Source organism: Streptomyces sp. KL116D (assembly GCF_030766975.1).
Lineage (GTDB): Bacteria > Actinomycetota > Actinomycetes > Streptomycetales > Streptomycetaceae > Streptomyces > Streptomyces longispororuber_A.
Genome location: NZ_JASERH010000096.1, coordinates 1 through 22,111 on the forward strand (window position 1 = coordinate 1; position 22,111 = coordinate 22,111).

General features: G+C 73.1%; 19 protein-coding genes and 2 pseudogenes. 9 read left to right on the forward strand and 12 right to left on the reverse strand.

The annotated features are described in order from the left end of the window. Positions 1 to 244 (reverse strand): annotated as a pseudogene (locus tag RBJ77_RS38880) (hypothetical protein); the annotation flags it as partial. A 187-nt stretch (positions 245 to 431) separates the two neighbouring features. Between RBJ77_RS38880 and RBJ77_RS38885 the strand changes: the two are divergent. Together RBJ77_RS38885 and RBJ77_RS38890 are read left to right on the forward strand one after the other, a co-directional pair. Then, positions 432 to 1,058 (forward strand): TetR/AcrR family transcriptional regulator, encoded by a 627-nt coding sequence (locus RBJ77_RS38885; protein WP_372349287.1) that lies wholly within the window; start codon positions 432 to 434, stop codon positions 1,056 to 1,058. Continuing rightward, positions 1,055 to 2,296: an NADH:flavin oxidoreductase gene (locus RBJ77_RS38890; RefSeq protein WP_372349288.1), complete on the forward strand. Its 1,242-nt coding sequence runs from the start codon at positions 1,055 to 1,057 to the stop codon at positions 2,294 to 2,296. The genes RBJ77_RS38885 and RBJ77_RS38890 overlap by 4 nt, the downstream gene beginning before the upstream one ends. 21 nt (positions 2,297 to 2,317) lie before the next feature. Here RBJ77_RS38890 and RBJ77_RS38895 read toward each other — a convergent pair whose 3' ends face one another. Together RBJ77_RS38895 and RBJ77_RS38900 are read right to left on the reverse strand one after the other, a co-directional pair. Further along, positions 2,318 to 3,001: a helix-turn-helix domain-containing protein gene (locus tag RBJ77_RS38895; protein ID WP_372349289.1), complete on the reverse strand. Its 684-nt coding sequence runs from the start codon at positions 2,999 to 3,001 to the stop codon at positions 2,318 to 2,320. 19 nt (positions 3,002 to 3,020) lie between these two features. Continuing rightward, entirely contained in the window at positions 3,021 to 3,473 is a 453-nt protein-coding gene (locus RBJ77_RS38900) for a hypothetical protein (RefSeq protein WP_372349290.1), read from the reverse strand. A 96-nt stretch (positions 3,474 to 3,569) separates the two neighbouring features. Here RBJ77_RS38900 and RBJ77_RS38905 point away from each other — a divergent pair, with 96 nt between their 5' ends. Then, positions 3,570 to 4,418 carry a PP2C family protein-serine/threonine phosphatase gene (locus RBJ77_RS38905; protein ID WP_372349291.1) on the forward strand — a complete coding sequence of 283 codons (849 nt, stop codon included), beginning with the start codon at positions 3,570 to 3,572 and terminating at the stop codon, positions 4,416 to 4,418. Positions 4,419 to 4,489: 71 nt separating this feature from the next. Then, positions 4,490 to 5,527 (forward strand): MASE1 domain-containing protein, encoded by a 1,038-nt coding sequence (locus RBJ77_RS38910; protein WP_372349292.1) that lies wholly within the window; start codon positions 4,490 to 4,492, stop codon positions 5,525 to 5,527. Positions 5,528 to 5,539: 12 nt separating this feature from the next. Here RBJ77_RS38910 and RBJ77_RS38915 read toward each other — a convergent pair whose 3' ends face one another. Both RBJ77_RS38915 and RBJ77_RS38920 read right to left on the reverse strand, forming a co-directional pair. Next, a complete protein-coding gene (locus RBJ77_RS38915) occupies positions 5,540 to 5,983 on the reverse strand; it encodes a Fur family transcriptional regulator (protein ID WP_372349293.1) in 444 nt (147 codons plus the stop codon). Positions 5,984 to 6,009: 26 nt separating this feature from the next. Then, on the reverse strand, positions 6,010 to 6,219 hold the full coding sequence (locus RBJ77_RS38920; RefSeq protein WP_372349294.1) for a DUF2180 family protein: 210 nt from the start codon (positions 6,217 to 6,219) through the stop codon (positions 6,010 to 6,012). 203 nt (positions 6,220 to 6,422) lie between these two features. Between RBJ77_RS38920 and RBJ77_RS38925 the strand changes: the two genes are divergently transcribed. Both RBJ77_RS38925 and msrA read left to right on the forward strand, forming a co-directional pair. Beyond that, a complete protein-coding gene (locus tag RBJ77_RS38925) occupies positions 6,423 to 8,462 on the forward strand; it encodes a SpoIIE family protein phosphatase (protein ID WP_372349295.1) in 2,040 nt (679 codons plus the stop codon). Positions 8,463 to 8,563: 101 nt separating this feature from the next. Beyond that, positions 8,564 to 9,085, forward strand: coding sequence for a peptide-methionine (S)-S-oxide reductase MsrA (msrA, locus tag RBJ77_RS38930; RefSeq protein WP_255975544.1), 522 nt, complete (start codon positions 8,564 to 8,566; stop codon positions 9,083 to 9,085). A gap of 71 nt (positions 9,086 to 9,156) precedes the next feature. On the opposite strand, the gene RBJ77_RS38935 is transcribed toward msrA, so the two are convergent. The 4 genes from RBJ77_RS38935 to RBJ77_RS38950 all read right to left on the reverse strand — a co-directional run bounded on the left by RBJ77_RS38935 (position 9,157) and on the right by RBJ77_RS38950 (position 15,669). Then, positions 9,157 to 10,197 (reverse strand): LacI family DNA-binding transcriptional regulator, encoded by a 1,041-nt coding sequence (locus tag RBJ77_RS38935; protein WP_372349296.1) that lies wholly within the window; start codon positions 10,195 to 10,197, stop codon positions 9,157 to 9,159. Positions 10,198 to 10,242: 45 nt separating this feature from the next. Continuing rightward, complete coding sequence (locus tag RBJ77_RS38940) at positions 10,243 to 12,684, reverse strand: glycoside hydrolase family 3 C-terminal domain-containing protein (protein ID WP_372349297.1); 2,442 nt, start codon at positions 12,682 to 12,684, stop codon at positions 10,243 to 10,245. A 31-nt stretch (positions 12,685 to 12,715) separates the two neighbouring features. Beyond that, positions 12,716 to 14,476 (reverse strand): discoidin domain-containing protein, encoded by a 1,761-nt coding sequence (locus tag RBJ77_RS38945; protein WP_372349298.1) that lies wholly within the window; start codon positions 14,474 to 14,476, stop codon positions 12,716 to 12,718. Between the two features lie 98 nt (positions 14,477 to 14,574). Next, positions 14,575 to 15,669 carry a DUF1996 domain-containing protein gene (locus RBJ77_RS38950; RefSeq protein WP_372349299.1) on the reverse strand — a complete coding sequence of 365 codons (1,095 nt, stop codon included), beginning with the start codon at positions 15,667 to 15,669 and terminating at the stop codon, positions 14,575 to 14,577. 403 nt (positions 15,670 to 16,072) lie between these two features. Here RBJ77_RS38950 and RBJ77_RS38955 point away from each other — a divergent pair, with 403 nt between their 5' ends. The 3 genes and pseudogenes from RBJ77_RS38955 to RBJ77_RS38965 all read left to right on the forward strand — a co-directional run bounded on the left by RBJ77_RS38955 (position 16,073) and on the right by RBJ77_RS38965 (position 18,138). Continuing rightward, positions 16,073 to 16,651 (forward strand): dihydrofolate reductase family protein, encoded by a 579-nt coding sequence (locus RBJ77_RS38955; RefSeq protein WP_372349300.1) that lies wholly within the window; start codon positions 16,073 to 16,075, stop codon positions 16,649 to 16,651. 148 nt (positions 16,652 to 16,799) lie between these two features. Next, on the forward strand, positions 16,800 to 17,378 hold the full coding sequence (locus RBJ77_RS38960; protein WP_372349301.1) for a hypothetical protein: 579 nt from the start codon (positions 16,800 to 16,802) through the stop codon (positions 17,376 to 17,378). A gap of 134 nt (positions 17,379 to 17,512) precedes the next feature. Then, positions 17,513 to 18,138 (forward strand): annotated as a pseudogene (locus tag RBJ77_RS38965) (maleylpyruvate isomerase family mycothiol-dependent enzyme). 36 nt (positions 18,139 to 18,174) lie between these two features. Here RBJ77_RS38965 and glgB read toward each other — a convergent pair. The 3 genes from glgB to RBJ77_RS38980 form a co-directional block, all read right to left on the reverse strand. Next, complete coding sequence (glgB, locus tag RBJ77_RS38970) at positions 18,175 to 20,412, reverse strand: 1,4-alpha-glucan branching protein GlgB (RefSeq protein WP_372349302.1); 2,238 nt, start codon at positions 20,410 to 20,412, stop codon at positions 18,175 to 18,177. Positions 20,413 to 20,463: 51 nt separating this feature from the next. Then, entirely contained in the window at positions 20,464 to 21,792 is a 1,329-nt protein-coding gene (locus RBJ77_RS38975; RefSeq protein ID WP_372349303.1) for a maltokinase, read from the reverse strand. Between the two features lie 6 nt (positions 21,793 to 21,798). Next, on the reverse strand, positions 21,799 to 22,111 hold a 313-nt coding region (locus RBJ77_RS38980), incomplete at its 5' end, for an alpha-glucosidase C-terminal domain-containing protein (RefSeq protein WP_372349304.1).

Here is a 22,111-nt window from a genome sequence, read left to right on the forward strand (position 1 = left end):
CCCCGGCTCCCGCGCGTCCGTCGGCCCCGCGCGGCCGGGGCACCCGCCCGGTGCGGGCCGCGGGCAGGGCGTGCTGCGCGGCGTGGTGGGCGAGGAGCACGCGCCGGTGCCGGGACAGCGAGGTGGGCAGCGTCAGATAGGCCAGGCGCACGAGAGCGGTGTACTGCTCGACGAGTGCGGCCTCGGTGGTGTCGGCGGCTATCCGGGTGCGGGGCGTCGGCCGGGAGGGGCGGAGAGACGGCACGGGCGGGTCCTTCGCGTCGGTGGCTGGACGAGCTGTCGCAACGCAAACGACGGCCCGGCGCCGGGGTCACCCGGACGGCCCAACCGGGCGACGGCGGAAGGGGTCCGCACCACCCTCGGGAACCGCACCGACGGAACTTTTCCATCACTGATTGAAAAGTGTGGAGGGCGGTGCTCTCATGTGGCGCATGGCCACCGACTCCACCCGGGCGGCACTGCTCGACGCCGCGGAACGGCTCTTCCTCGCGCAGGGCTATGAGCAGGTGTCGGTGCGTGCGGTGAACGCGGCGGCGGGCATGAACCCGGCCGCCGTCCACTACCACTTCGGCACCAAGGAGGACCTGGTCGCCGCCCTGCTGCAACAGCGTCTCGGCCCCCTGTGGGCGGAGCCGCTCGCGGCGGTGGAGCGGCGTGCCCGGAGCGGACGGCCGCCGGGCGTCACGGAGTTGACGGAGGTCCTGGTGCGGCCTCTCGACGAACTGACCCGGCAGCCGCACGGCAGGATGCTCGTCCACCTGCTCGCCCGGCTCGTCCTGCGCGGCCGTCGACTGCCCTTCGACGACCGCTGGTTCCGGTTCGCGTCGTGGCGCGACCTGCTGGGCGCGGCCCGGCCCGACCTGTCCCGGCGGGAGATCGCGCATCGCTGGCGCATGGCGTTCGACCTGCTGCTCCAGCTCTACGGCGAACCGCAGGCGGCCACCGCCGAGTTGGGCCGCGTCCCGCGCCCGCCGGCGGAGTCGGTCGTCGCCTTCATCAGCGCGGGCCTCGGCGCCCGCTCCCCGGACGACGACAGCAGAGGAGCTGATCGCTCGTGACCGCAGCAGAACCCCATCCGGAGGAAACAGCCAAGGCACCGACCCCCGACCTGCTGGCCCCCGCCCGGCTCGGCCCGCTCACCCTGCGCAACCGCGTCATCAAGGCGGCCACCTTCGAAGGGGTCACGCACCACGGCATGGTCGGCGACGAGCTGATCGAGTACCACCGCCGCCCGGCCGCCGGCGGCATCGGCATGACGACCGTCGCCTACTGCGCCGTCGCCCCCGAAGGACGTACCGAGCGCCACCAGATCCACATGCGGCCCGAGGCGGTACCGGGACTGCGCCGCCTCACCGACGCCGTGCACGCCGAGGGCGCCGCGGTCTGCGCCCAGATCGGCCACGCGGGCCCGGTCGCTGACCCCGTCTCGAACCGCCTGCCCGCCCTCGCCCCCAGCCGCTACGTGAGCCGGGCCAGTCTGCGCGTCGCCAGGGCCGCCACCCCGGACGACATCGCCCGCATCACCCGCGACCACGCGCGGGCGGCGCGCACGGCCGTGGAGTCCGGGTTCGACGCGGTCGAGATCCACCTCGGCCACAACTACTTCGCCAGCTCCTTCCTCAGCCCGCGGCTCAACAAGCGGAAGGACGGCTACGGGGGTTCGCTCGCCAACCGGGCCAAGGTGGCCAGGGGAGTGGCGCGAGCGGTGCGTGACGAGGTCGGCGACGAGATCGCGATCACCGCCAAGCTCAACATGGACGACGGGGTGCCCGGCGGCTTCTGGCTCGACGAGAGCCTGCGGACCGCGGCCTGGCTGGAGGAGGACGGCAGCCTCGACGCCCTGGAGCTGACCGCGGGCAGCTCGCTGCTCAATCCGATGTACCTGTTCCGCGGCGGCGCGCCGGTCCGTGACTTCGCGGCGAACTTCCCCCAGCCGCTGCGGCTCGGCATCCGGCTGGTCGGCAACCGGTTCCTGCGCGCCTACCCGTACCAGGAGGCGTATCTGCTGGACTCCGCCCGCCAGTTCCGGGCCGCGCTCACGATGCCGCTGATCCTGCTCGGCGGGATCGCCGACCGCCGGACGGCCGAGCGGGCGATGGCCGAGGGCTTCGAGTTCGTCGCGATGGGGCGGGCCGTGCTGCGCGAGCCCGACCTGGTCGACCGGTTCGCCGCGGACCGGGCCGCCGGACGGGAGACGCACTCGCTGTGCATCCACTGCAACCGCTGCATGCCGACCATCTACTCGGGCACGCGCTGCGTCCTGGTGGAACCGGAACCGCTGCGCACGCGCCGCTGACGCTCGCGCCGGGCGGCCGGCTCAGGCGGTGCCACGGCGGATCCGGCGTCCGGTGATCCGGCGCGGTGCGATCGACACCCACAGGGTGCGGTCACCGCCGGCCCACGGCTCGGAGTGGGCCAGACGGTCGAGGGACCGGGCCGTGTCCGGGTCGGAGACGGTGCGGGCGACACCGACGACGAGCACGCTCCAGCCCTCGCTCAGCGCGTCGTCGATCTGGTCCACCTCGAAGGCGACCTCCTGGCCCGAGGCGCCGGTCAGCGCCGAGCCCGGCCGCGTACGGAAGGCGACGCCGCCCTCCGGCGTCACCGTGTAGTTGACCGGCAGCACCACCGGGCCCTGTGGCAGCTGGGCGGCGAGCCGGCCGACGCCGTGCGTGGCCAGCAGCGCACGGCACTGCTGCTCGGACAGCTCCAGGAACTCGGGGTCGCGGGCCTTGTCGGCGGTGCCGGGCGGTCTGGTGTACGTGCCGCCCTGCAGCTCGTCGAGACTGGTGTCCAGGGCGTCGGCCAACCGGAGGGCGAAGCCCGACCCGGGCTGGGCGGCCTGCCCCTCCACGTAGCGGACGTACGCGGCGGAGGCGCCGGTCCGCTCGGCGATGTCCTCCGCAGTGAGCCCGAGTTCCTGCCGTCGGGTGGCGATCCGGCGCCCGAAGTCGCTGTGCTGGACCGGTGTCGTCTCCGTCGGCTGCCGCGCCTCGGACATCGTCGTCTCCCTCGCTCGGTCACTCCTCTCGGATCGTCCGGTAGCCCGGTGCCGCCCGCAACCTCGTGCCGGGCGGCGGACGGCGCCGCCGGGGCCGGGGCGGCGGCCCGGTCAGGAGCGCGAGGGCGTTGCGCACGGCGACGCGTCCGGCGTGCCGGAACGCGCGTGCGTGGGAGTCCACGTCGTGCACGCCCATGGCGCGCAGGACGACGGCCACGGCCACCGGCCCGTCCAGCGCGCTCAGCTCGTCACGGATGCCGTCGGCGGCCGCGGCGCTGTACGCGGCCAGCTCGTCCGGGCCGACCCGACCGCGAAGACGCAGCTCGCTGTGCACCTCGAACGCGATGCCCTCCTCCCAGGGCTCGAAGTCCACGGTGATGTCGGCGAAGTCGGACGGGCAGCCGGCCTGGCGCACGTACCGGGCACGGACGTCGCGCAGCGGGTGCGTGGGGAAGGCGGCCTGGTGGTCCATCGCGTCACGGTAGCCCGGCCCCCGGGCCCGACGAGGTGCGCTCGTCACGGTCTGCGGGCAGAGTGAGGGAAGGTCTCTCGTGGAACGGGGCGATCGATGTTGTTCCGCAGCGAGTCCGCGGAGGACGGTGAGGAGCTGCTGGCCAAGCTCGGCGCGCTGACCGCCCGGGCGCGGGAGCTGGCGGAGACGCAGCGCTCCCGGGTGGAACTGGCCGTGGCGCTGCAGCACGGCATGCTGCCCCGGGACCTGCCCAGTGCGCCGGGCGTCCGGCTGGCCGTGGGCTACATGCCCGCCAACCACGGACTGAACGTCGGCGGCGACTGGTACGACGCCTTCACCATGGCGGACGGCCGCATCGGCCTGTCCATCGGGGACGTGCAGGGGCACAACATCCAGGCGGCGGCCTTCATGGGGCAGGTCCGCGTCGCGCTGCGGGCGCTGGCCTCCGTCACGGGCGATCCCGGAGAACTCCTCGCCCGCACCAACGACCTGCTGGTCTCCCTGGACTCGGACCTCTTCGCCACCTGCACGTTCCTGCGGCTCGATCCGGCCACCGGCACCCTGGAGTGCGCGCGGGCCGGCCACATCCCCCACATCTGGGCCACCGCCGACGGCCGCTCGGGCGTCGACGAGGGGGAGGGCGGCCCCCCGCTCGGCGTGCTGCACGGCGCCATGTACCCGGTCACCTGTCAGCGGCTCACCCTCGGCGGCGTCTTCGTGCTGCCGACCGACGGGGTGGTGGAGGGGCCGTCGCTGGACCTCGACGACGGTCTGCGCCAGGTGCGGCGGCTCGCCGAGGTCACCGCCGCCGCGGGCCTGGGCGTCGAGACGCTGGCCGGCGGGGTGATGAAACTGGCGGACTCGGTGGGGCACGAGGACGATGCCGCCGTCCTCGTCGTCGGCCACGACGGCGACACGTCCTGGCGGCGCACGCCCGGCGCCTGAGGTGCGGCGGGCGGTGCGGACGCACCCGGGCGGGGGCCTTCGTATGGCCGAGCCGGTCCGGCCGGTGTCTGATGGCTGTTGTGGTGGTGACTCGGCGGTCCCGGTGGTCCTTGGAGGTGACCCTCAAGGCGTTGGCCGTCGCCGCCTGCTACTACGTGGCCGGGCGCCTCGGGCTGCTGGGCCAGCTCGTCGTCGAGGGCGTGGTGGTCACGCCCATGTGGCCGCCGACCGGTGTCGCCGTCGCCTCCCTGCTGGTGTTCGGCGTCTGGGTGTGGCCGGGGATCGCCCTCGGTTCCCTGCTCGTCATCGCCTCGCTGACCACCCCCCAGATCACCGCGCTGGTGACCGTGGCGGGCAGCACGGCGGCACCGCTGTGCGCCTGTCTGCTGCTGCGCCGGGTGGGCTTCCGGCTGGACATCTCGCGGCTGCGCGACGGGCTCGCGCTGGTCTTCCTCGGCGGGTTCGGTTCGATGCTGATCGGCGCGACGGCGGGTGTCGCGCCGCAGGTGTGGAGCGGGGAGCTGGACGCGGGGCAGTTCTGGTCCGTGTGGCTGGCCTGGTGGGTCGGCGACACGATGGGCGTCCTGCTCGTCACCCCGCTGCTGCTCGTGCTGTTCCTCGGGGCGACGGGGCGCCTCTCGGGCCGGCGCTGGAAGGAGGCCGTGTGCCTGGGGCTCGCGGTCGTGCTGCTGGTCCCGCTGGCGGTGCTCAGCCCGACGAGCATGCTCTTCCTGGTCTTCCCCCTGCTGATCTGGGCCGCGCTCCGCTTCCAGCTGGCCGGGAGCATGCTGTGCGCGCTGTTCGCGTCGGTGCTCACCACGTTCGCCGCGAACACGCAGCGCGGCGCGTTCCTCGATCTGTCCGGCCTGGAAGTGATGGCCAAACTGCACGTGTTCAACGGCTCCGCCGCGCTGACGGCGCTGCTGCTGTCCTCGATGGTCACCGAACAGCGGGCCACCCGTCGGTCGGTGCAGCGCGCCTGCACGGAACTGGGGGAGGTCCTGGAGCACCTCGCCGCGGGCGAGAACCCGCTGGAGCTGCCCGGCAGGTCCACGCCCGCCGTCAGCGACGACAAGGCGCCGCCGTCGGCGCGGGACCGGCCGGTGTGACGACGCTCGGGCTCAGGAGGGCTGCCCGGCGGCCCGGTTGCGGCACGGGGCGCACTGCCCCCACCAGGTGATCTCTGCCTCGTCGACGGTGAAGCCCTTGTCCTGGATCGGGTCGAGGCAGGGTGCGGCGCCGACCGCGCAGTCCACGTCCTCGATCCGCCCGCAGGTGCGGCAGACCAGGTGGTGGTGGTTGTCGCCGACCCGCAGTTCGAAGCGGGCGGGGGAGCCCGCCGGTTCGATGCACCGGATCAGATGGGCCCGGGTCAGGTCGTCCAGCACGTTGTACAGCCCCTGGCGGGACAGGGTGCCCGAGCCGCCTTCGGTCCCCGCGATGTGCTCCTCCAGGTCGGCCGCGGTCGCGTGCGGCCGTCCCTGCAGCGCGGTCAGGACCGCGCGCCGCTGTGCCGTGCTGCGCAGGCCCGTGCGCCTGAGCAGGTCGCCCGCCGACTGTTCCATGTCGAGCAGTATCTCCTTCGCGTGGATCAGTGCGCGGTCTCGGCCGCGTGGCAGGTGTGGCAGACCACGCGGCGGGCCGTGCGGGGGCCGGTCGTGCGGCCCATGCCGTTGGCCCGCTGGACGTGCGCGGCGAGCACCCGGGCGTGGTCGTGGCACGTGGCCAGACCGCAGCGGGTGCAGATGCCGATGCCGACGGTGTCCGGACGGTTTTCCTGGATGCAGTCGTAGCAAGCCATGTGAGGGGCCTCCGTGGAGAGAGTCGCCAGAGGTGGCAGGCGTCACCGGCTGCACTGATGTTGACCTCGGTGTCTTCCACGGTAAGAGCCAGATTGGACTGAGTCAATTCTGGCCGTTCGTGGCCGCCACTGACCGTCGGCGGCCGTCGTGCGGGGGCCGTGCGCGCCGGTTATGGTGGCCGAGCGCTGCAACGGAGAGCCACATGGGACCTGCGGAGAAGCCGGACATCGGCCTTGAAGAGCGGCTGCGGCTCAATGGGATGGGCACCTTCGACTGGGATCTGACGGGCGGCGGGCTGAGCGTCGACGCGAACGGCCTCGACGTGCTCGACGTGCGGACCGACGAGTTCCGCGGCACGGCGGCCTCCCTCAGACGACGGATCCCACCCGAGGAGGCCGTGCGCATCGCCGCGTCCGTGAACGAGGCGATCGCCTCCGGAGCCGACTCGTACGGCGTCTACTTCCAGGTGCGGCGGCGCGACGGCACGATGCGCCTGAGCCACGCCTCCGGCCGGATCCTGCGCGACCCCGAGGGCCGCGCCGACCGGGTCATCGGGATCCTGCGCGCCTCCCCGAACGAACCCGCCGAACTCGCCGGCCTCGACGCCGTCGACGTGAAGCGCCGCCGGGTCGCCCTGATGGTGCAGGGCACGACCGAGGCGCTGTCCCGCGCCGTCACCGTCGACGACGTCGTGGCGGTGCTGTCGGGCGCGAGCGGACTCGACCGGTTCGCCGCGGACGGCCTCGTGCTGGGACTCGTCGAGGGCGAGGACCTGAAACTGATCGCCCTGGTCGGCCAGTCGATGCAGGCCCTGGACGAACTCAAGCTGCACCAGATCGACGACTCGCTGCCGCTGGCCGACGTCGTCATGACCCGCAAGCCCCGCTTCGTGGGATCCCTGCCCGACCTCGTCCACCGGTTCACCCGGCTGCGCCCCTACATCGACCTGCTCAAGCTGGACTCCGCGGCGTTCCTGCCGCTGGTCGCGCAGGACCGCGCGATCGGCGCCCTCGCCCTCTTCTACCGCGGGCGCACGGAGTTCACCGACGCCGACCGCAATCTGTGCATCGGGCTCTCCGGCATCGTCGCCCAGTCCCTGCAGCGCGCCATCCTCTTCGACGAGGAGCGCGACCTGGCCAAGAACCTCCAGGCCACGATGTTGCCCAAGCACATCCCCGAAGTGGCGGACACCGAGATCGCGGTCCGCTACCACGCCGCCTGGGGCGGGCGCGAGGTCGGCGGCGACTTCTACGACGTCATCGCGCTGCCCCGAGGGCGCATCGGCGTCGTCGTCGGTGACGTCCAGGGACACGACACCCACGCCGCCGCGATCATGGGTCAGCTGCGCATCGCCCTCAGGGCGTTCGCCGGCGAAGGGCACCCGCCCGCAACGGTCCTCTCACGGGCCTCCCGCTTCCTGGCGGAGCTCGACACGGAGCGGTTCGCCACCTGCACGTACGCGCAGTTCGACCCGGCCACCGGCATCGTCCGCGCGGTCCGGGCCGGCCATCTGCCGCCGCTCGTCCGGCACGTCGACGGCCGCGTCGGCATTCCCCGCCTGCGCGGCGGACTGCCGCTGGGCCTGGCCACCGAGTTCGACATGGAGGACTTCCCCGAGGCCCGCCTCGACCTGATCCCGGGCGAGACGCTCGTGCTGTGCACCGACGGCCTCGTCGAAGAGCCGGGCCTCGACCTGGACGCCGGCCTTGAGGCCCTGTCCGGCGCGCTGAGCACCGGACCGGAGACCGCCGAGGAGGTCGCCGACCACCTGTCGCACTCGCTGTGGGAGAAGTGGGGCAGCGGTGACGACGTGGCGCTGCTGGTGCTGCGCCGCGTACCCGACCCGGGAACCCCACAGGCGCCCCGCATCCACCGCTACGTCCACCAGGCGGACCCGGAGGGCCTGGCGGACGCCCGGGCCGCGCTGCGCGAGCACCTCGCCGCCTGGGGCCTGGGCGGGATGGCCGACGACGTGGAGGTCGCCGCCGGCGAACTGCTCGGGAACGCCCTCGTGCACACCGAGGGCGGAGCCGTCCTCACGCTGGAGGTGCTCACCGGACCGCCGCGTGCCGTGCGCCTGTGGGTCAAGGACCGCTCCAGCGACCGCCCCCACCGCCGCTCGCCGGGCGAGACGGCGACCTCGGGCCGTGGCATGGTCCTGGTGGAAGCGCTCGCGTCGCGCTGGGGCGTCGAGCCGCGGGGCGAGGGCAAGGCGGTGTGGTGCGACTTCGTCGTGCCGTGACCGGGCCGGCGGCCGCGCCGGGCCAGGAATCTCCGCGCCCCCGCGAGCGTTGTCCGTCCGGGCGGGAATCCGCCGTCCCCAAGGTACGCAGGGAGCGTGGCATGACACAGACAACCGAGAAGGCCGTCCTGGCGGGAGGGTGCTTCTGGGGGATGCAGGACCTGATCCGCAAGCAGCCCGGGGTGGTGTCCACGCGCGTGGGCTACTCGGGCGGAGACACTCCGAACGCCACGTACCGCAATCACGGCGACCACGCCGAGGCGATCGAGATCGTCTTCGACCCGTCGGTCACCAGCTACCGCGACGTCCTGGCGTTCTTCTTCCAGATCCACGACCCGACCACGCGCGACCGCCAGGGCAACGACATCGGGCGCAGCTACCGCTCGGCGATCTACTACGCCGACGCGGCGCAGCAGGCCACCGCCGTGGACACCATCGCGGACGTCGAGGCCAGCGGCCTGTGGCCCGGCAAGGTCGTCACCGAGGTGGAGCCGCTCGGCGACTTCTGGGAGGCCGAGCCCGAGCACCAGGACTACCTGGAGCGCTACCCGAACGGCTACACCTGCCACTTCCCCCGCCCGAACTGGAAGCTGCCCAAGCGGGCGGTCCCGGCCGCGGAGTGAGGTGAGACCTGCGGAGCACCGGGACCGGTTCCCGGGCTCCGACGGGTGCGCCGCCCCTCCTCAGGGACGGCTCAGGTGGACTCCCGCACGACCAGCCGGGGCGGGAAGACCAGCGACGTCGGCTCCGTCCGCTCGCCCGTGATGTGCTCCTGGAGGATGCGGGCCATCGCCGCGGCCATCTCCTCGACGGGCTGGCGCACCGTGGTCAGCGGCGGCGCGCAGGTGATCGCGACGCTGGAGTCGTCGAAGCCGACGACCGCCACGTCCTGCGGCACCCGCCGCCCCCGCTCGCGCAGCACCTGGACGACGCCCTGCGCCATCAGGTCGTTCGCCGCGAACACCGCGTCAAGGTCCGGGTGGGCGTCCAGCAGCGAGGTCATCGCCGCGGCCCCGCTGGCAAGGGTGAACCCGCCCTCGGCCACGGGGATCCGGGCCACTCCGGCCTGCCGCATCGCGTCCCGGAAACCGTCCAGGCGCTGCTGTCCCGCCGGCACGTCCAGCGGGCCCGACACGGTCGCCACCCGGCGGCGGCCGCGGTCCAGCAGGTGCCGGGCCGCCAGCGCACCGCCTTCCGCGTGGTCGAGGTCCACGTGGCTGACGGCGGCCGGCGCGGCGGGCCGGGCGAAGCACACGGCGGGCAGCCGCTCCTCACCGAGCAGGGCGGGCAGCGGATCCTGGGCGTGCGTGGAGACGACGAGCGCGCCGTCCGCCCGGCCCTGCCGCAGATAGTCCAGCACCTCGGTCCGCGCCTCGGGCGACTCGGCGAACATCAGCACCGGGTGGATCGACCGCGTGCGGAGATACCCCACGACCCCGCTCACGATCCGGCCGAAGAACGGGTCCGCGAAGACCCGCGCCGCGAAGGCGTGCGGCGCGTCCTCGCTCTCCTCGCCCGCGCCGGACACCACCAGGGCGACCGTCTCCGCCCGCCGTGTGACGAGGGACCGCGCGGCCCGGTTGGGCGTGTAGCCGGTGCGCCGGATCGCCTCGCGCACGGTGTCGCGGATGGCCGGGTCCACGCTGGGGACGTCGTTGATCACCCGGGACACGGTGGCCCGCGAGACCCCCGCCTCACGGGCGACGTCCTCCAGCGTCAAGGACTGTCGTTGCATGAACGCAGCCTAACCGCGCCGCCAGTCGGAGAGTAGAGCGCTCTCTCACAGCGGATCTTCCGGCTGTACGCGGAGTGCGGCGGTCAGCGGCAGATCACCGGCCGACCGGCCCGCGTGCACGGTGAACACGCCGGGCTCGACCGCCCACGCCCGGTCGGCCACGCTCCAGTGCCGCAGCGCACGGGCGGGCACGCGCACGGTGACCCGCACCGTCTCACCGGGCGCCGCGGTCACGGCCGCGTACCCGGCCAGCCAGCGCACCGGACGCTCCACGGCCGAGGCGTCCCGCGAGAGGTACACCTGGACGACCTCGCGGCCGGTGCGCCGCCCCCGGTTGCGGACCTGCACCGTCACCGTGAAGTCGGCGCCTGCGGCGAGGAGCCCGGGACCGTCGACGCTCTCGTACGACCAGGCGGTGTAGCCCAGACCGTGGCCGAACCAGTACGCGGGTGCGCGACCGGCACGGAGCCAGGCGCGGTGTCCGACGTGCAGGCCCTCCGCGTAGGGGAGGACGTCGTCGACCGGCCGCGTGGCGCTGACCGGGACGTCCGCCAGACGTGCGCCCCAGGTGGTGGGGAGCCGGCCGCCTGGTTCGGTGTCGCCCAGCAGCATCGCGGCCAGGGCGTCGCCGCCCTCCTGGCCCGGCAGCCAGGTGAGCAGCACCGCGTTCACCGCCTCCCGCCAGGGCAGTTCGACGGGGCCGCCGGAGTTGACCACGACGACGGTTCTGGGGTTGACCGCGGCCACCGCGCGGACCAGCGCGTCCTGGTGGCCGGGCAGGGCCAGGCCGGCGCGGTCGCGGCCCTCCGACTCGTCGCTGTCGGTGGTGCCGACGACGACCACGGCGGCGTCGGCGTGGCGGGCCGCGGTGACGGCCTCGGCGATCGCCGCCTCGGCCGCACGCGGGGGCGGGGCGGCGGTCAGGACGGTGGCGCGCCCGGTGCCGGCCGCGAGTTGGCGGCGGGCGACGACCTGCACGGGGCGACCGGCCGTCAGGTGGGCGGGTGCCGTCGGGCCCGGCGGGTCGACGTGGATGACGGCCGGGTCGTCGGTGCGGCGCGGGACGTCGTCGTCGATCAGCACGCGGCCGTCGACGCTGAGCGTCAGCCGGCCGAAACCGGCGACGCCGAAGAGCCACTCGCCGCCGGTCGGCGGGGTGAGCAGCGTGCTGAGTTCCACGGTGTGGGCGCCGGGCGGCAGCGGAGGTTCGAGCAGCCGTCCGGTGAGGCGGTGCTCGCCGCAGAGTTCGCGCCCCGCCCGGTCGAGGACCCGCAGCAGCACTCCGGGCTCGCCGGTGCGCGGATCTGCGCAGTGCCGGATGTCCAGGGGCGCGGGCCCGGCCGGCAGATCGGGGCCGGGGGAGTGGACGACGCGGACCCCGTCGCCGAGCCGGGCCCGGATCGCGTCGAGCGGCGTCACGACCCGGTCGGGGAAGACGCCCGCGCTGCCGCCGCCCTGCACGCGCGGCCGGTCGGCATGCGCGCCGATCACCGCGAGGGACGTCAACTCGGCCTCGCGCAGCGGGAGTACGCCGTCGTTGGCGAGCAGGACCGCGCCCGCCGCCGCGGCCCTGCGCAGCAGCCCGCGGGCGATGCCGGGGCGCGGACGGGCCCGCGGAGGCCGGGGGGCCGGTCCGAGCGCGCCGACGCGGCGCGCCAGCAACAGCAGCCGGCGGACCTTGTCGTCGAGCGCGGCCTGCGGGACCAGCCCGTCCCGCACGGCCGCGACGAGTTCGTCGTCCCACGGGCCGCCGGGACCCGGCATCGCCAGGTCGAGCCCGCCCCGCGCCGTGTCCACCGCGGTACGCAGCGCACCCCAGTCGGAGAGCACCACGCCGTCGAACCCCCACTCGCCCTTGACGATGTCGGTGAGCAGGGGACTGGCGGTCATCGAGGCGCCGTTGACGCGGTTGTAGCCGGCCATCACCGCCCGGACGCCCGCGTCGACGGCCACCTCGAACGGCAGGAGGTACACCTCCCGCAGCGTGCGTTCGTCGACGCGGACGTCCACGGTCAGCCGTCCGGTCTCCGAGTCGTTCGCCACGAGGTGCTTGGCCGTGGCGGCGACGCCCGCGCGCTGCAGTCCGCGCACGAGCGCCGCCCCGGTCCTGGCGACGAGCTCCGGATCCTCGGCGAAGCACTCGAAGTGCCGGCCTCCCAGCGGGGAGCGGTGGAGGTTGAGGTTGGGCGCGAGCACCAGGTGCACTCCCTTGGCCCGTGCCTCCCGGGCGAGCAACCGGCCCAACTCCTCGACCAGTTGCTCGTCCCAGCTCGCCGCGAGCGCCGACGCCGACGGCAGCAGCACCGAGGTGTTCCGCTCGTCCCACGCCTCGCCGCGCACCCCCGCCGGCCCGTCCGAGGTCACCACCTCGCCCAGGCCGACGGCCGGTTCGGCGCGGGTGCGCCAGGTCGTCCCGCCGGTGACCAGCCGGACCTTCTGCGCCGTGTCGAGCTTGTCGACCAGCCGGGCGAGCTCCGCGTCGCTCATTCCCCCCGCCCTTCCGTTCCTTGATGACCTGTTACTGATAGATGCCAAACTCGTGGAGCGAGTAGCCGTAGCCGGTGCCGCGGACGGTGCCGGCGACCCGGACGTAGCGGCCGCTGCCGGTCACGTCGAAGTCGTCGATGCCGCCGTTGCCGTCGGTGACCTCGCGGACGGTCCGCCAGTTCTGACCGTCGTCGGAGGTCTGCACGGTGTACGCCTTCGCGTACGAGGTCTCCCAGTCGAGCTGGACGTGCCGGAACGACTGGCGGGAACCGAGGTCGACCTGGAGCCACTGCGGATCGCTCCAGTCGCTGGCCCAGCGGGTGTCGTGGTTGCCGTCGACGGCCTTGGCCGCCGTGCACGGGCAGCCGCCGTAGTCGCTGGTCTGCTCGGAGGAGGCGGTGGCGGTCCTGCCGACGGCGATGTTCGTGCCGTCGACCGGCGGCGGCACGACGCGCACGGAGCGGGTCTCCACGCCCACGTTGCCCTTGCCGTCGGTGACCTTGACGTAGACCTTCCACACCCCTGGCTTGTCCGGGGCGGTGAAGCGGAGCTTGCCTGAGCCCTCGTCGGTGAACGGGACCGGGACGAGCTGCTTGCTCTGGTCGATGTAGTTGCTGTTGGTCAGGACCTCGTAGGTCAGCGGGTCGCCGTCGGGGTCGGTGGCCCGGGTGGTGACGGTGACAGCGCGGCCCGCGGGGACCTTGGAGGGGTCGCCGTCGACGGCCATGGAGGAGATGACGGGCGGGGTGTTGTCCCCCGAGGTGTCCGCCCCGTAGGCCTTCTTCACCGCGTAGTACGACAGCCGCTTCTCGCCCGCGGGCAGCAGGTTGAACCAGATGCCGCCGAAGTCGTACTCGGTGCCGTAGTGGAACATCGTCGCGCCCAGGGCGACGCCCCGGTGTCCGGTGACGCAGCCCCATGCCTTGGTGTAGCCCTCGGCCTTGGCCCGGTCGGTGGGTTCCTCCGGCACCCCGTTGGCGTCGTCGGGCACCTCCCACTCCCCGGCGGGTCCCGTCTCGGTGACGATGTACGGCTTGTCGTAACCGCCCTGCTCCCAGGCCGACTTGACGTCGCACACGGCGTTGTAGGAGTTGACGGCGTACAGGTCGAGGTCGGGGGCGTTCTTCTTGTAGTAGGGCCAGGCGCCGACCCAGGCGTCGGTCGAGGTGACGGGATGGTTCGGGTCGACGGCGTGGATCTTCTTGGTGACGTCGTTGACGAAGGTCGTGTAGGCGTCGCGCTGGCGCTCCAGCTCGTCGCCGCTGTAGCAGTTCTGCAGGCCGAGGACGGACTCGTTGCCGACGTTCCACATCAGGACGCCGGGGTTGTCCTTGTAGGTGTCGACCCACTTCGGGAACTCTTCGAGCATCTGGTTCTTGTACGCGGTGTCCGTCAGGTAGTTCACACAGCCACCGCTGCCGGGGCCGCCGCCGGGCTGCAGCCAGAAGCCGGCGATGACCTTGATCCCGTGGGCGGCGGCGGAGTCGAAGAGCGGCTTGCTCGACGCGTCGGTGCCCCAGGTGCGGATCGTGTTGACGCCCATGGACTTCAGATCCGGCAGGTACCGGTCGGCGTCGGCCACGGACGGGCCCCACGTCAGGCCCTTGACCTGGTACGGGGAGCCGTTGACCTGGAGCTGCCAGTTGCCCTGGGAGCCGGTCACCTTCACCACGTCGCCCGCGGCGTGGGCCTGTGGTGCGGGCAGGGCGAGGAAGCCGGCCGCCAGCGCGCCGGCGGCGAGGGGTGCGGCGAGGCGTCGTGGTCTGCGGTCGACGGGACGGGTGGGACGCATGCGGGTGCCTCCAGTGGGGGGCGTGCGGAGGGGAAGGGGGCGGGCGGCGGTCGGCGGACCGCCGCCCGTGGCGCTGTTCGTCCGGCGGTTCGGGCGGGTCAGGGCAGTCGGTAGTCCGCGTCGAGGACCGCGCCCTCCTCGGGGTGGTTCTGGTCGTAGCCGCGGGCGTCGCACTGCAGCCCGCCCACGAGGCAGTGGTCGACCATCGCCTTGAGCGTCCGGTCGTCCCACGCGTTGAAGAAGTCGTAGTGGAACGAGTAGCTCGGACCGCTGGCCAGCCGCAGCCGTGACAGGTCACCGTTGACGGGGAACGCCATCTTGAACTCGACCATCGGCAGCGCGACCGGGTGGCTGGTCGGGCAGACGTTGTCGTTCGTGCCCTGCTTGACCACGGGATAGGCCATGTGGCTCTTGTGGTCGGGGGTGTCCAGGTACCGGCCGTCCCAGCAACTCGGGGCCTGGAAGCGGATGTTGACCTGGGTGTCGGGCGTCGTCGGGCAGTCCTTGGGGAAGTCGACGTTGAAGTAGCTCGTGCCGCACTCCCAGCCCTCGACGAAGCCCGGGTGGTCGCGGAACTCCTGCGCGCTCTGCATCGGACTGCCGACGACGAACCGCAGCCCCTTGGGGAAGGGCCGCACGCTGGTGTAGTCGGTGACCGCGGCCTTGTAGTAGATCGTCTGGGTGCCGACGGGCAGGACGGGCTGGTCGCCGTTGAGCATCGTCGGCATCCAGTAGCCGGACTTGTCGCCCGGGGCGAGGCACTTCGTGCCGCCGGCGTCCAGTGAATCGGTCGTGCTGGCGGCGTCCGTGGTGGTGTTGCCCATGAACGTGTGGTCGTGGGACTTCCCGGCCTGCCCCGGATAGACGATGGGGTCGTCCGGTTTGGTGTGCGAGACGGAGCACTGGGCCTGGAACTCGTGGAAGTAGCGGTGCGGGGGTGTCTTCGTGGACGGCTCGACGCCGGTGACCGGCGGGTTCGCCGGAATGTAGCCGTCGCCGTCCGCGTCCTCGGCGGCGGCCACGGTGGACGCTGCCATCGTGTGGCCCTGGTGGGCGGTGGAGTGGGCGGGTTGCTGTTCCGCCGGAGGCTCGGCGGCGCCGGCGGTGAGGGCGGCGCCGCCGAGGCCGAGCGTGGTCGCGACGAGTGCGCCGGATATCAGCACCCCGGAGAGGACTTTCGATCTCCGTGCCATGGAGACCTCCTGCCGTGTCGGTACGACGTGTGGTGGGGGTTCGGGAGGGCGGCAAGAGGGGCGCCGCCCCGTGGAACAGGTCGTGCACGGAATCTGAGAGAGCGCTCTCTCACGACCGGGAGTGTTCTCGCTCCGACGGGACAGTGTCAAGACAAGTGAACGCAGTGGATGCAGGAGTCGAAACGCGCCGCATCCGTTCCCCGGACCGGCCGATGCCCCGTCCATCGCCTTTCACCTGGGCGGACTTGGCCCGCCGTGCCGATCGGCCGGGGAAGTTCGCGGACAGCCACCGTCGTTCAGTTCTTGAATCTGCCGAAGATCGTCGAGAGGTCGGCGATGAGTCCTGGAGCGGCATCCGGTCTGTCCTTGCGACAGGAGACGCGCCGCACCCGAGGAGGGCGTCATGACCGCCACGTACACCTACGACATCTTCTCCAGCCTCGACGGCTTCGGCGCCGCCGGCGGCGACTGGACCGGCTACTGGGGCAAGCAGGGCCCCGAGCTCCTCGACCACCGCCTCGCCCTGTACGAGGAGGAGCAGCGGATGGTCTTCGGGGCCCACACGTACCGGGCGTTCGCGCAGATGCTGGCGTCGAGCACCGCGGAGTCGGAGGTGCGGGACCCCTGGGTCACGCGCATGCGGAGCCTGCCGGCGACGGTCGTGTCGACCACGCTGCAGGGTCCCCTCGACTGGCCGGACGCGAAGGTCGCGCACGGGGACGCCGTGGACGTCGTCGCGCGGCTCAAGAAGGAGTCCGACGTGCCGCTGCGCTCGCACGGCAGTCTGTCGATGAACCGGGCACTGATGGCGGCCGGCCTCGTCGACCGCGTCCAGGTGACCCTCTTTCCGGTGATCACCGGCCGGACCGGTCTGGAGCCGATCTTCCAGGGAGCGGCCGACTTCGACCTCGAACTCCTCGAGCACCACACGCTCGACGGCGACATCCAGGAACTCGTCTACCGGCCTTCCTTGCACGGCTGAAGGGACGAAGGTCCCGTCAGGCCCGTCCGGTAACGAGAGGCTCAGGTAATTCACCCGATTGTGTTGGGGTTGTGTGAGGGGGGTGACCGTTCGGGGCGACTGTTCGGATGATCTCCTGCGACGCGTCCCGTGCGGCTAGCAACGGTGTATGACCCCTCACCCGTTGCTGCGCCTGGTGTCCGAGGAGTTCCGCCAGCAGCACGCGTTCGTCTACGCCGTGCTGCCCGGGCTGCTGTTCTCCGAGGCCGTACCCGGCGCCCGGATGCTGGTGCGACTGGCAGAACGGGGGGAGCGGTGCGTGCGGGAGTTCCTCCACGACGCCTGGGAGGACACGGCGCGTGAACTGGCCTGCCGGTCCCGGTCGCCGGGCGAGCTGTCCGGGCGGCTGGCCGGGGCCGGGCTGGTGCTCGTGACCCTGCCGTCCTGGCACGGCCGGGAGAGCTTCGCCCTGGTCGCCGACCACGCGGACGGGGTGCGCTACCTGGTGGCGGAGCCCCAGGCCGACCTCACCGGCCCCCGCAGTGTGGGCCTGCACGAGCCGACGGCGGACGGCGCGATCTTCCTGCGGGGGCACATCATCCCCGGTGAGGCCGCCTTCCTCGCCGCCGCGAGCGCCCTGCTGCCGCCCGCGGACGTCCCGCTCGAACCGGGGACGGGCGCCGCCGGCGACCCGCAGCGCCCGACGGCACGCCAGCGCAGCGTACGGCGGTGGTGGCACGGGACCTGACGGCAGCCGCTCCACCGCTGTCCGCTCCACCGCTGTCCGTTCCACCGGCATCCCTTCCGCCCGCTCACGATGAGTTCTCGTCCTCGGTCCGGTCTTCCCTGTGAGACACCGGTTCGACGAAGGAGGACGGAGCCGTGACGGGTGATGTGTGGCCGCTGGTGCATGCCGAGCGGGCGGCGCTGATCGACGACCTTGCCGGGCTCGACGAGGCGCGGTGGGACACGCCGTCACTGTGCGACGGGTGGACCGTGCACGACGTGGTCGCCCACCTCGTGCACTCGGCCAGGTCGACCCGCACGGGTTTCGTCGTCGACCTGGTCCGGGCGCGGTTCGACTTCGACCGGCAGAACGCGCGGGGCGTGGCGCGCGAGCGGGCCGGCACGGCGGAGGAGACCTTGGAGCGGCTGCGCCGGGCCGCCCCGCGGACCTCGACCCCGCCGGCCCCGCTCGACAGCCGGCTCGTGGAGGAAGTGATCCACGGCGAGGACATCCGCCGGCCCCTGGGCATCGCCCGCGCCTATCCGCGGAGGCGGTGGTGCGGGCCCTGCGGCTCCAGGCGCGCACCCCGGAGTCGTTCGGCGGCGCCAAGGAACTGCTGGGCCGGGTCAGGCTCACCGCGACGGACGCCGACCTGACGCTCGGCGACGGGCCCGGGGCGACCGGCCCCGTACTCGACCTGCTCCTGGCCGTCTCCGGGCGCCGGGTGGCTCTGGAGGGACTCGATGGGCCGGGCGCCGCCGTGCTGGCGGCACGGTCGTGACCGGAGGGCACGGAGGGGCGCGGAGGTGTCAGGGGGTCAGGGTGCGGGGGCGGTGGGGCTGAGCCAGACCGCCGCGAGCGGTGGCAGGCGGAGGGTGACCGATGAGGGGAAGCCCTGGTGGGCGACGGGCTCCTGGGGTCTGGCCTCTTCGTTGCCGACGCCGCTGCCGCCGTAGCGCGCCGCATCGGTGTTCAGGACCTCGCGCCAGGTGCCCGCGGCACCGGACGGGACACCGAGCCGGTAGGCGTCGCGGACCACGGGGGCGAAGTTGACGACGACCAGCAGCGGATCGCCGTCGGCGGGGTGGCGCAGGAACGCGAGGACGTTGTCGTCGGCGGCGTCCGCCGCCACCCAGGTGAACCCGGCCGGATCGCCGTCCCGCTCCCACAGGGCGGGGTCGGCCGTGTAGCGGTGGTTGAGGTCCGCCACCAGGCGCTGGATCCCGCGGTGGTCCTCGTGTGCCGGATGCCCCGGGTCGAGCACCCACCACTGGGGCCCCTCGGCCTCCGACCATTCGGCGCCCTGCGCGAACTCCTGCCCCATGAACAGCAGCTTCTTGCCGGGATGCGCCCACATGAAGCCCAGGTACGCGCGCTGGTTCGCGCGCTGCTGCCACCAGTCGCCGGGCATCTTCGACACCAGTGACCGCTTGCCGTGCACGACCTCGTCGTGGGAGACCGGCAGGACGTAGTTCTCGCTGTACGCGTAGACCATCGAGAACGTCATCTCGTGGTGGTGGTACGCGCGGTGGACCGGGTCGTGCGCCATGTAGGCGAGGGAGTCGTGGGACCAGCCCATGTTCCACTTCAGGCCGAACCCCAGTCCGCCGAGGCCGCCCGCCGCCGGCTGGTCCGTCGGCCGGGTCACGCCGTCCCAGGCCGTCGACTCCTCCGCGACGGTGACGACGCCCGGACAGCGCCGGTACAGCGTGGAGTTCATCTCCTGAAGGAAGGCGACGGCGTCGAGGTTCTCGCGCCCGCCGTGCTGGTTCGGGGTCCACTGCCCCTCTTCGCGCGAGTAGTCCAGGTAGAGCATGGACGCCACCGCGTCGACCCGCAGGCCGTCGATGTGGAACTCCTCGCACCAGTAGACGGCGTTGGCGACGAGGAAGTTGCGCACCTCGCGGCGCCCGAGGTCGAAGACGAGCGTGCCCCAGTCGGGATGGGCCGCCCGCACCGGATCCTGCGGCTCGTACAGGGGCCGCCCGTCGAACCGCGCCAGCGCCCACTCGTCGCGTGGGAAGTGCCCCGGCACCCAGTCCAGGAGGACGCCGATGCCCGCCCGGTGCAGGGTGTCGACGAAGTACCGGAAGTCGTCGGGGGTGCCGAGGCGGGCGGTCGGCGCGTAGAAGCCGGTCACCTGGTAGCCCCAGGAGCCGCCGAAGGGATGCTCGGCGACCGGCAGGAGCTCCACGTGCGTGAACCCCAACTCCGCCACGTAGGCGGTGAGTTCGACGGCCAGCTCGCGATAGGTCGCGCCGGGCCGCCACGACGCGAGGTGCACCTCGTAGACGGACATGGGTGCGGAGTGGGCCGGGCGGTCGGCGCGCTGCCGCATCCACTGCGCGTCGTCCCAGAGGTAGTCGCTCTCCGTCACGATCGACGCGGTCGCCGGCGGCGGCTGGGTGCGCCGGGCCATCGGGTCGGACCGCTCCAGACGCTCGCCGTCGGGGCCGGTGATCTCGAACTTGTACCGGGCTCCCGCGCCGAGGCCGGGGACGAACAGTTCCCAGACGCCGGAGCGGCCGAGCGAGCGCATCGGCAGCGCGGTCCCGTCCCAGTGGTTGAAGTCGCCGCGCACCCGCACGCCCCTGGCGTCGGGCGCCCAGACCGCGAAGCGGGTGCCCCGCACTCCCTGCTGTTCCTGCACGTGGGCGCCGAGCACGGTCCAGAGTTCCTCGTGCCGTCCCTCGGCGATCAGGTGCAGGTCGAACTCGCCGATGGTGGGCGGGAAGCGGTACGGGTCGTCGACGTCGACGACACCGTCCGGGTAGGTCACGCGCAGGCGGCCCGCGTCCGGGACCGTGCCCGCGAACAGGCCGTCGCCCTCGTCGCGCAGGACCCACGTGGTGGCGCCGGTGACGACGGAGACGGCGCGTGCGTGCGGCCGCAGGCAGCGCACGACCACGCCGTCGGGCCCGGGGTGGGCGCCCAGGACGGCGTGCGGGTCGTGGTGCTCACCGCGCAGCAGCCTGTCCCGGTCGTCGGCGTCCGGTGCGGGCGCGGGGTGCGCGCGCCGGGCTGTGGTGGTCGGGACCACGTCGGCGACGGCCATCTGCGGAACTCCCTCGGTGCGGGCGCCCTCGGCGGGGCGGACGGTGGGCGGTCAGTGGGCGCGGCACAGCCGGGCGACGGCCGTCATGGGCACGGTGAGCCAGTCGGGGCGGTGGGCCGCCTCGTAGACGACCTCGTAGACGGCCCGGTCCGCCTCGTGCGCCCGCAGCACCGTCGCGATGCCGTGCGGATCGAACCGGCCGGACTCGGCGTACCCGGCGCAGAAGGCGGCACGGCAGGCCTCGGCCCACTGCGGGCGGGGCGACGTGCCGACGTGTGCCGCGTAGTCGAAGGACCGCAGCATGCCCGCGATGTCGCCGACCGGTGAGTGGGCGCCGCGCCGTTCGGCGAGCGGCTTGGCCGGTTCGCCCTCGAAGTCGACGACGTGCCAGGCACCGCCCGCCCGCAGCACCTGCCCCAGATGGAGATCGCCGTGGATGCGTTGCAAAGGCAGATCGCTGCCCGCCACCGCGAACCGGGCGAAGACGTCCTGGAGCCGGTCCACGTGCGGACGCAGGTCCGGCACCCGCGAGGCCGCGTACCGCAGCCGGCGGCTCATCGCGTCCGCCAGCCGCACCGTGTGGTCGGCGGGCGCGGCGGTGACGGAGAACGCGTCCGCCAGCGCCACGTGCAGGACGCCGGTCGCCCGGCCGAGGTCCCGGGCCTCGCCGAGGAAGTCCGTGCGTTCCAGAGCCGATTGCAGCGCCAGTGTCCAGCCGTCCGTGGCGTCGGCGAGGTAGGGCTGGACGACGCCGAGCGTCGCGAAGAACGGGGCCACCGTGTGGTACCAGGCCGTCGGCGCGGGCGCCTGGGTGTACCCGTGCCGGGCCAGCACAGCCGGCACCTCCAGGTCGGGGTTGATGCCGGGCTGCACCCGCCGGAAGAGCTTGAGGATCAGCTGGTCGCCGTAGACGATCGAGGTGTTGGACTGCTCCACGTCCAGGACGTGCGGCGTGAGGCCGCTCGGCACGGCCGTGCGCGGGAACGACTCGAAGCGCAGATGTCCCATCGTGCCGCCCCGCCGGATGCGGTCGAGGAGCAGCACCGCGGCCCGGCGGTCGTGCACGGCGTCGTACACCCGCAGACCGCGGCCGGCCGGCCCGGCGACCTCGCCGAGGACGCGCCCCTGCAGCCGGGGCGGTACGTCGGCGGCCGCGCCGAGCAGCAACTGGTAGTGCGCGCAGTCCTGTTCGCCGGGGTGCTCGACCCGGACCAGTAGGTGGAAGCAGTCCGCGTCGAGCTCTGTCGCCGCGACCACGGACAGGTTCGAGATCGTGCGGTCGCGGCCGGTGAACCAGCGTTGGGCGGGCAGCCAGCGTGCCAGCAGCGGGGCGAGCTGGGCGGGCGTGACGGGCGCGGTGGTCAGCAGGGGCGAGGTCATGGCGGATCAGGTCCAATCGTGGTGAGCGACACGGGGGGTGAGGCATGTGCCGCGCAGCCGGAACCAGTAGAAGCCGTGTCCCGCGAGGGTGAGCAGGTACGGGAGTTCACCGATCGCGGGGAAGCGGACCTCGCCGATGAGTTCGACGGGGTGGCGGCCGCAGAAGGCGCGCAGGTCGAGTTCGGTGGGCTGGGCGAAGCGCGAGAAGTTGTGCACGCACAGCACGAGGTCGTTGCCGTGTTCGCGCAGGAACGCCAGGACGGCGGGGTTGGAGGACGGCAGCTCGTCGTAGGTACCGAGGCCGAAGGCGGGGTTCTGT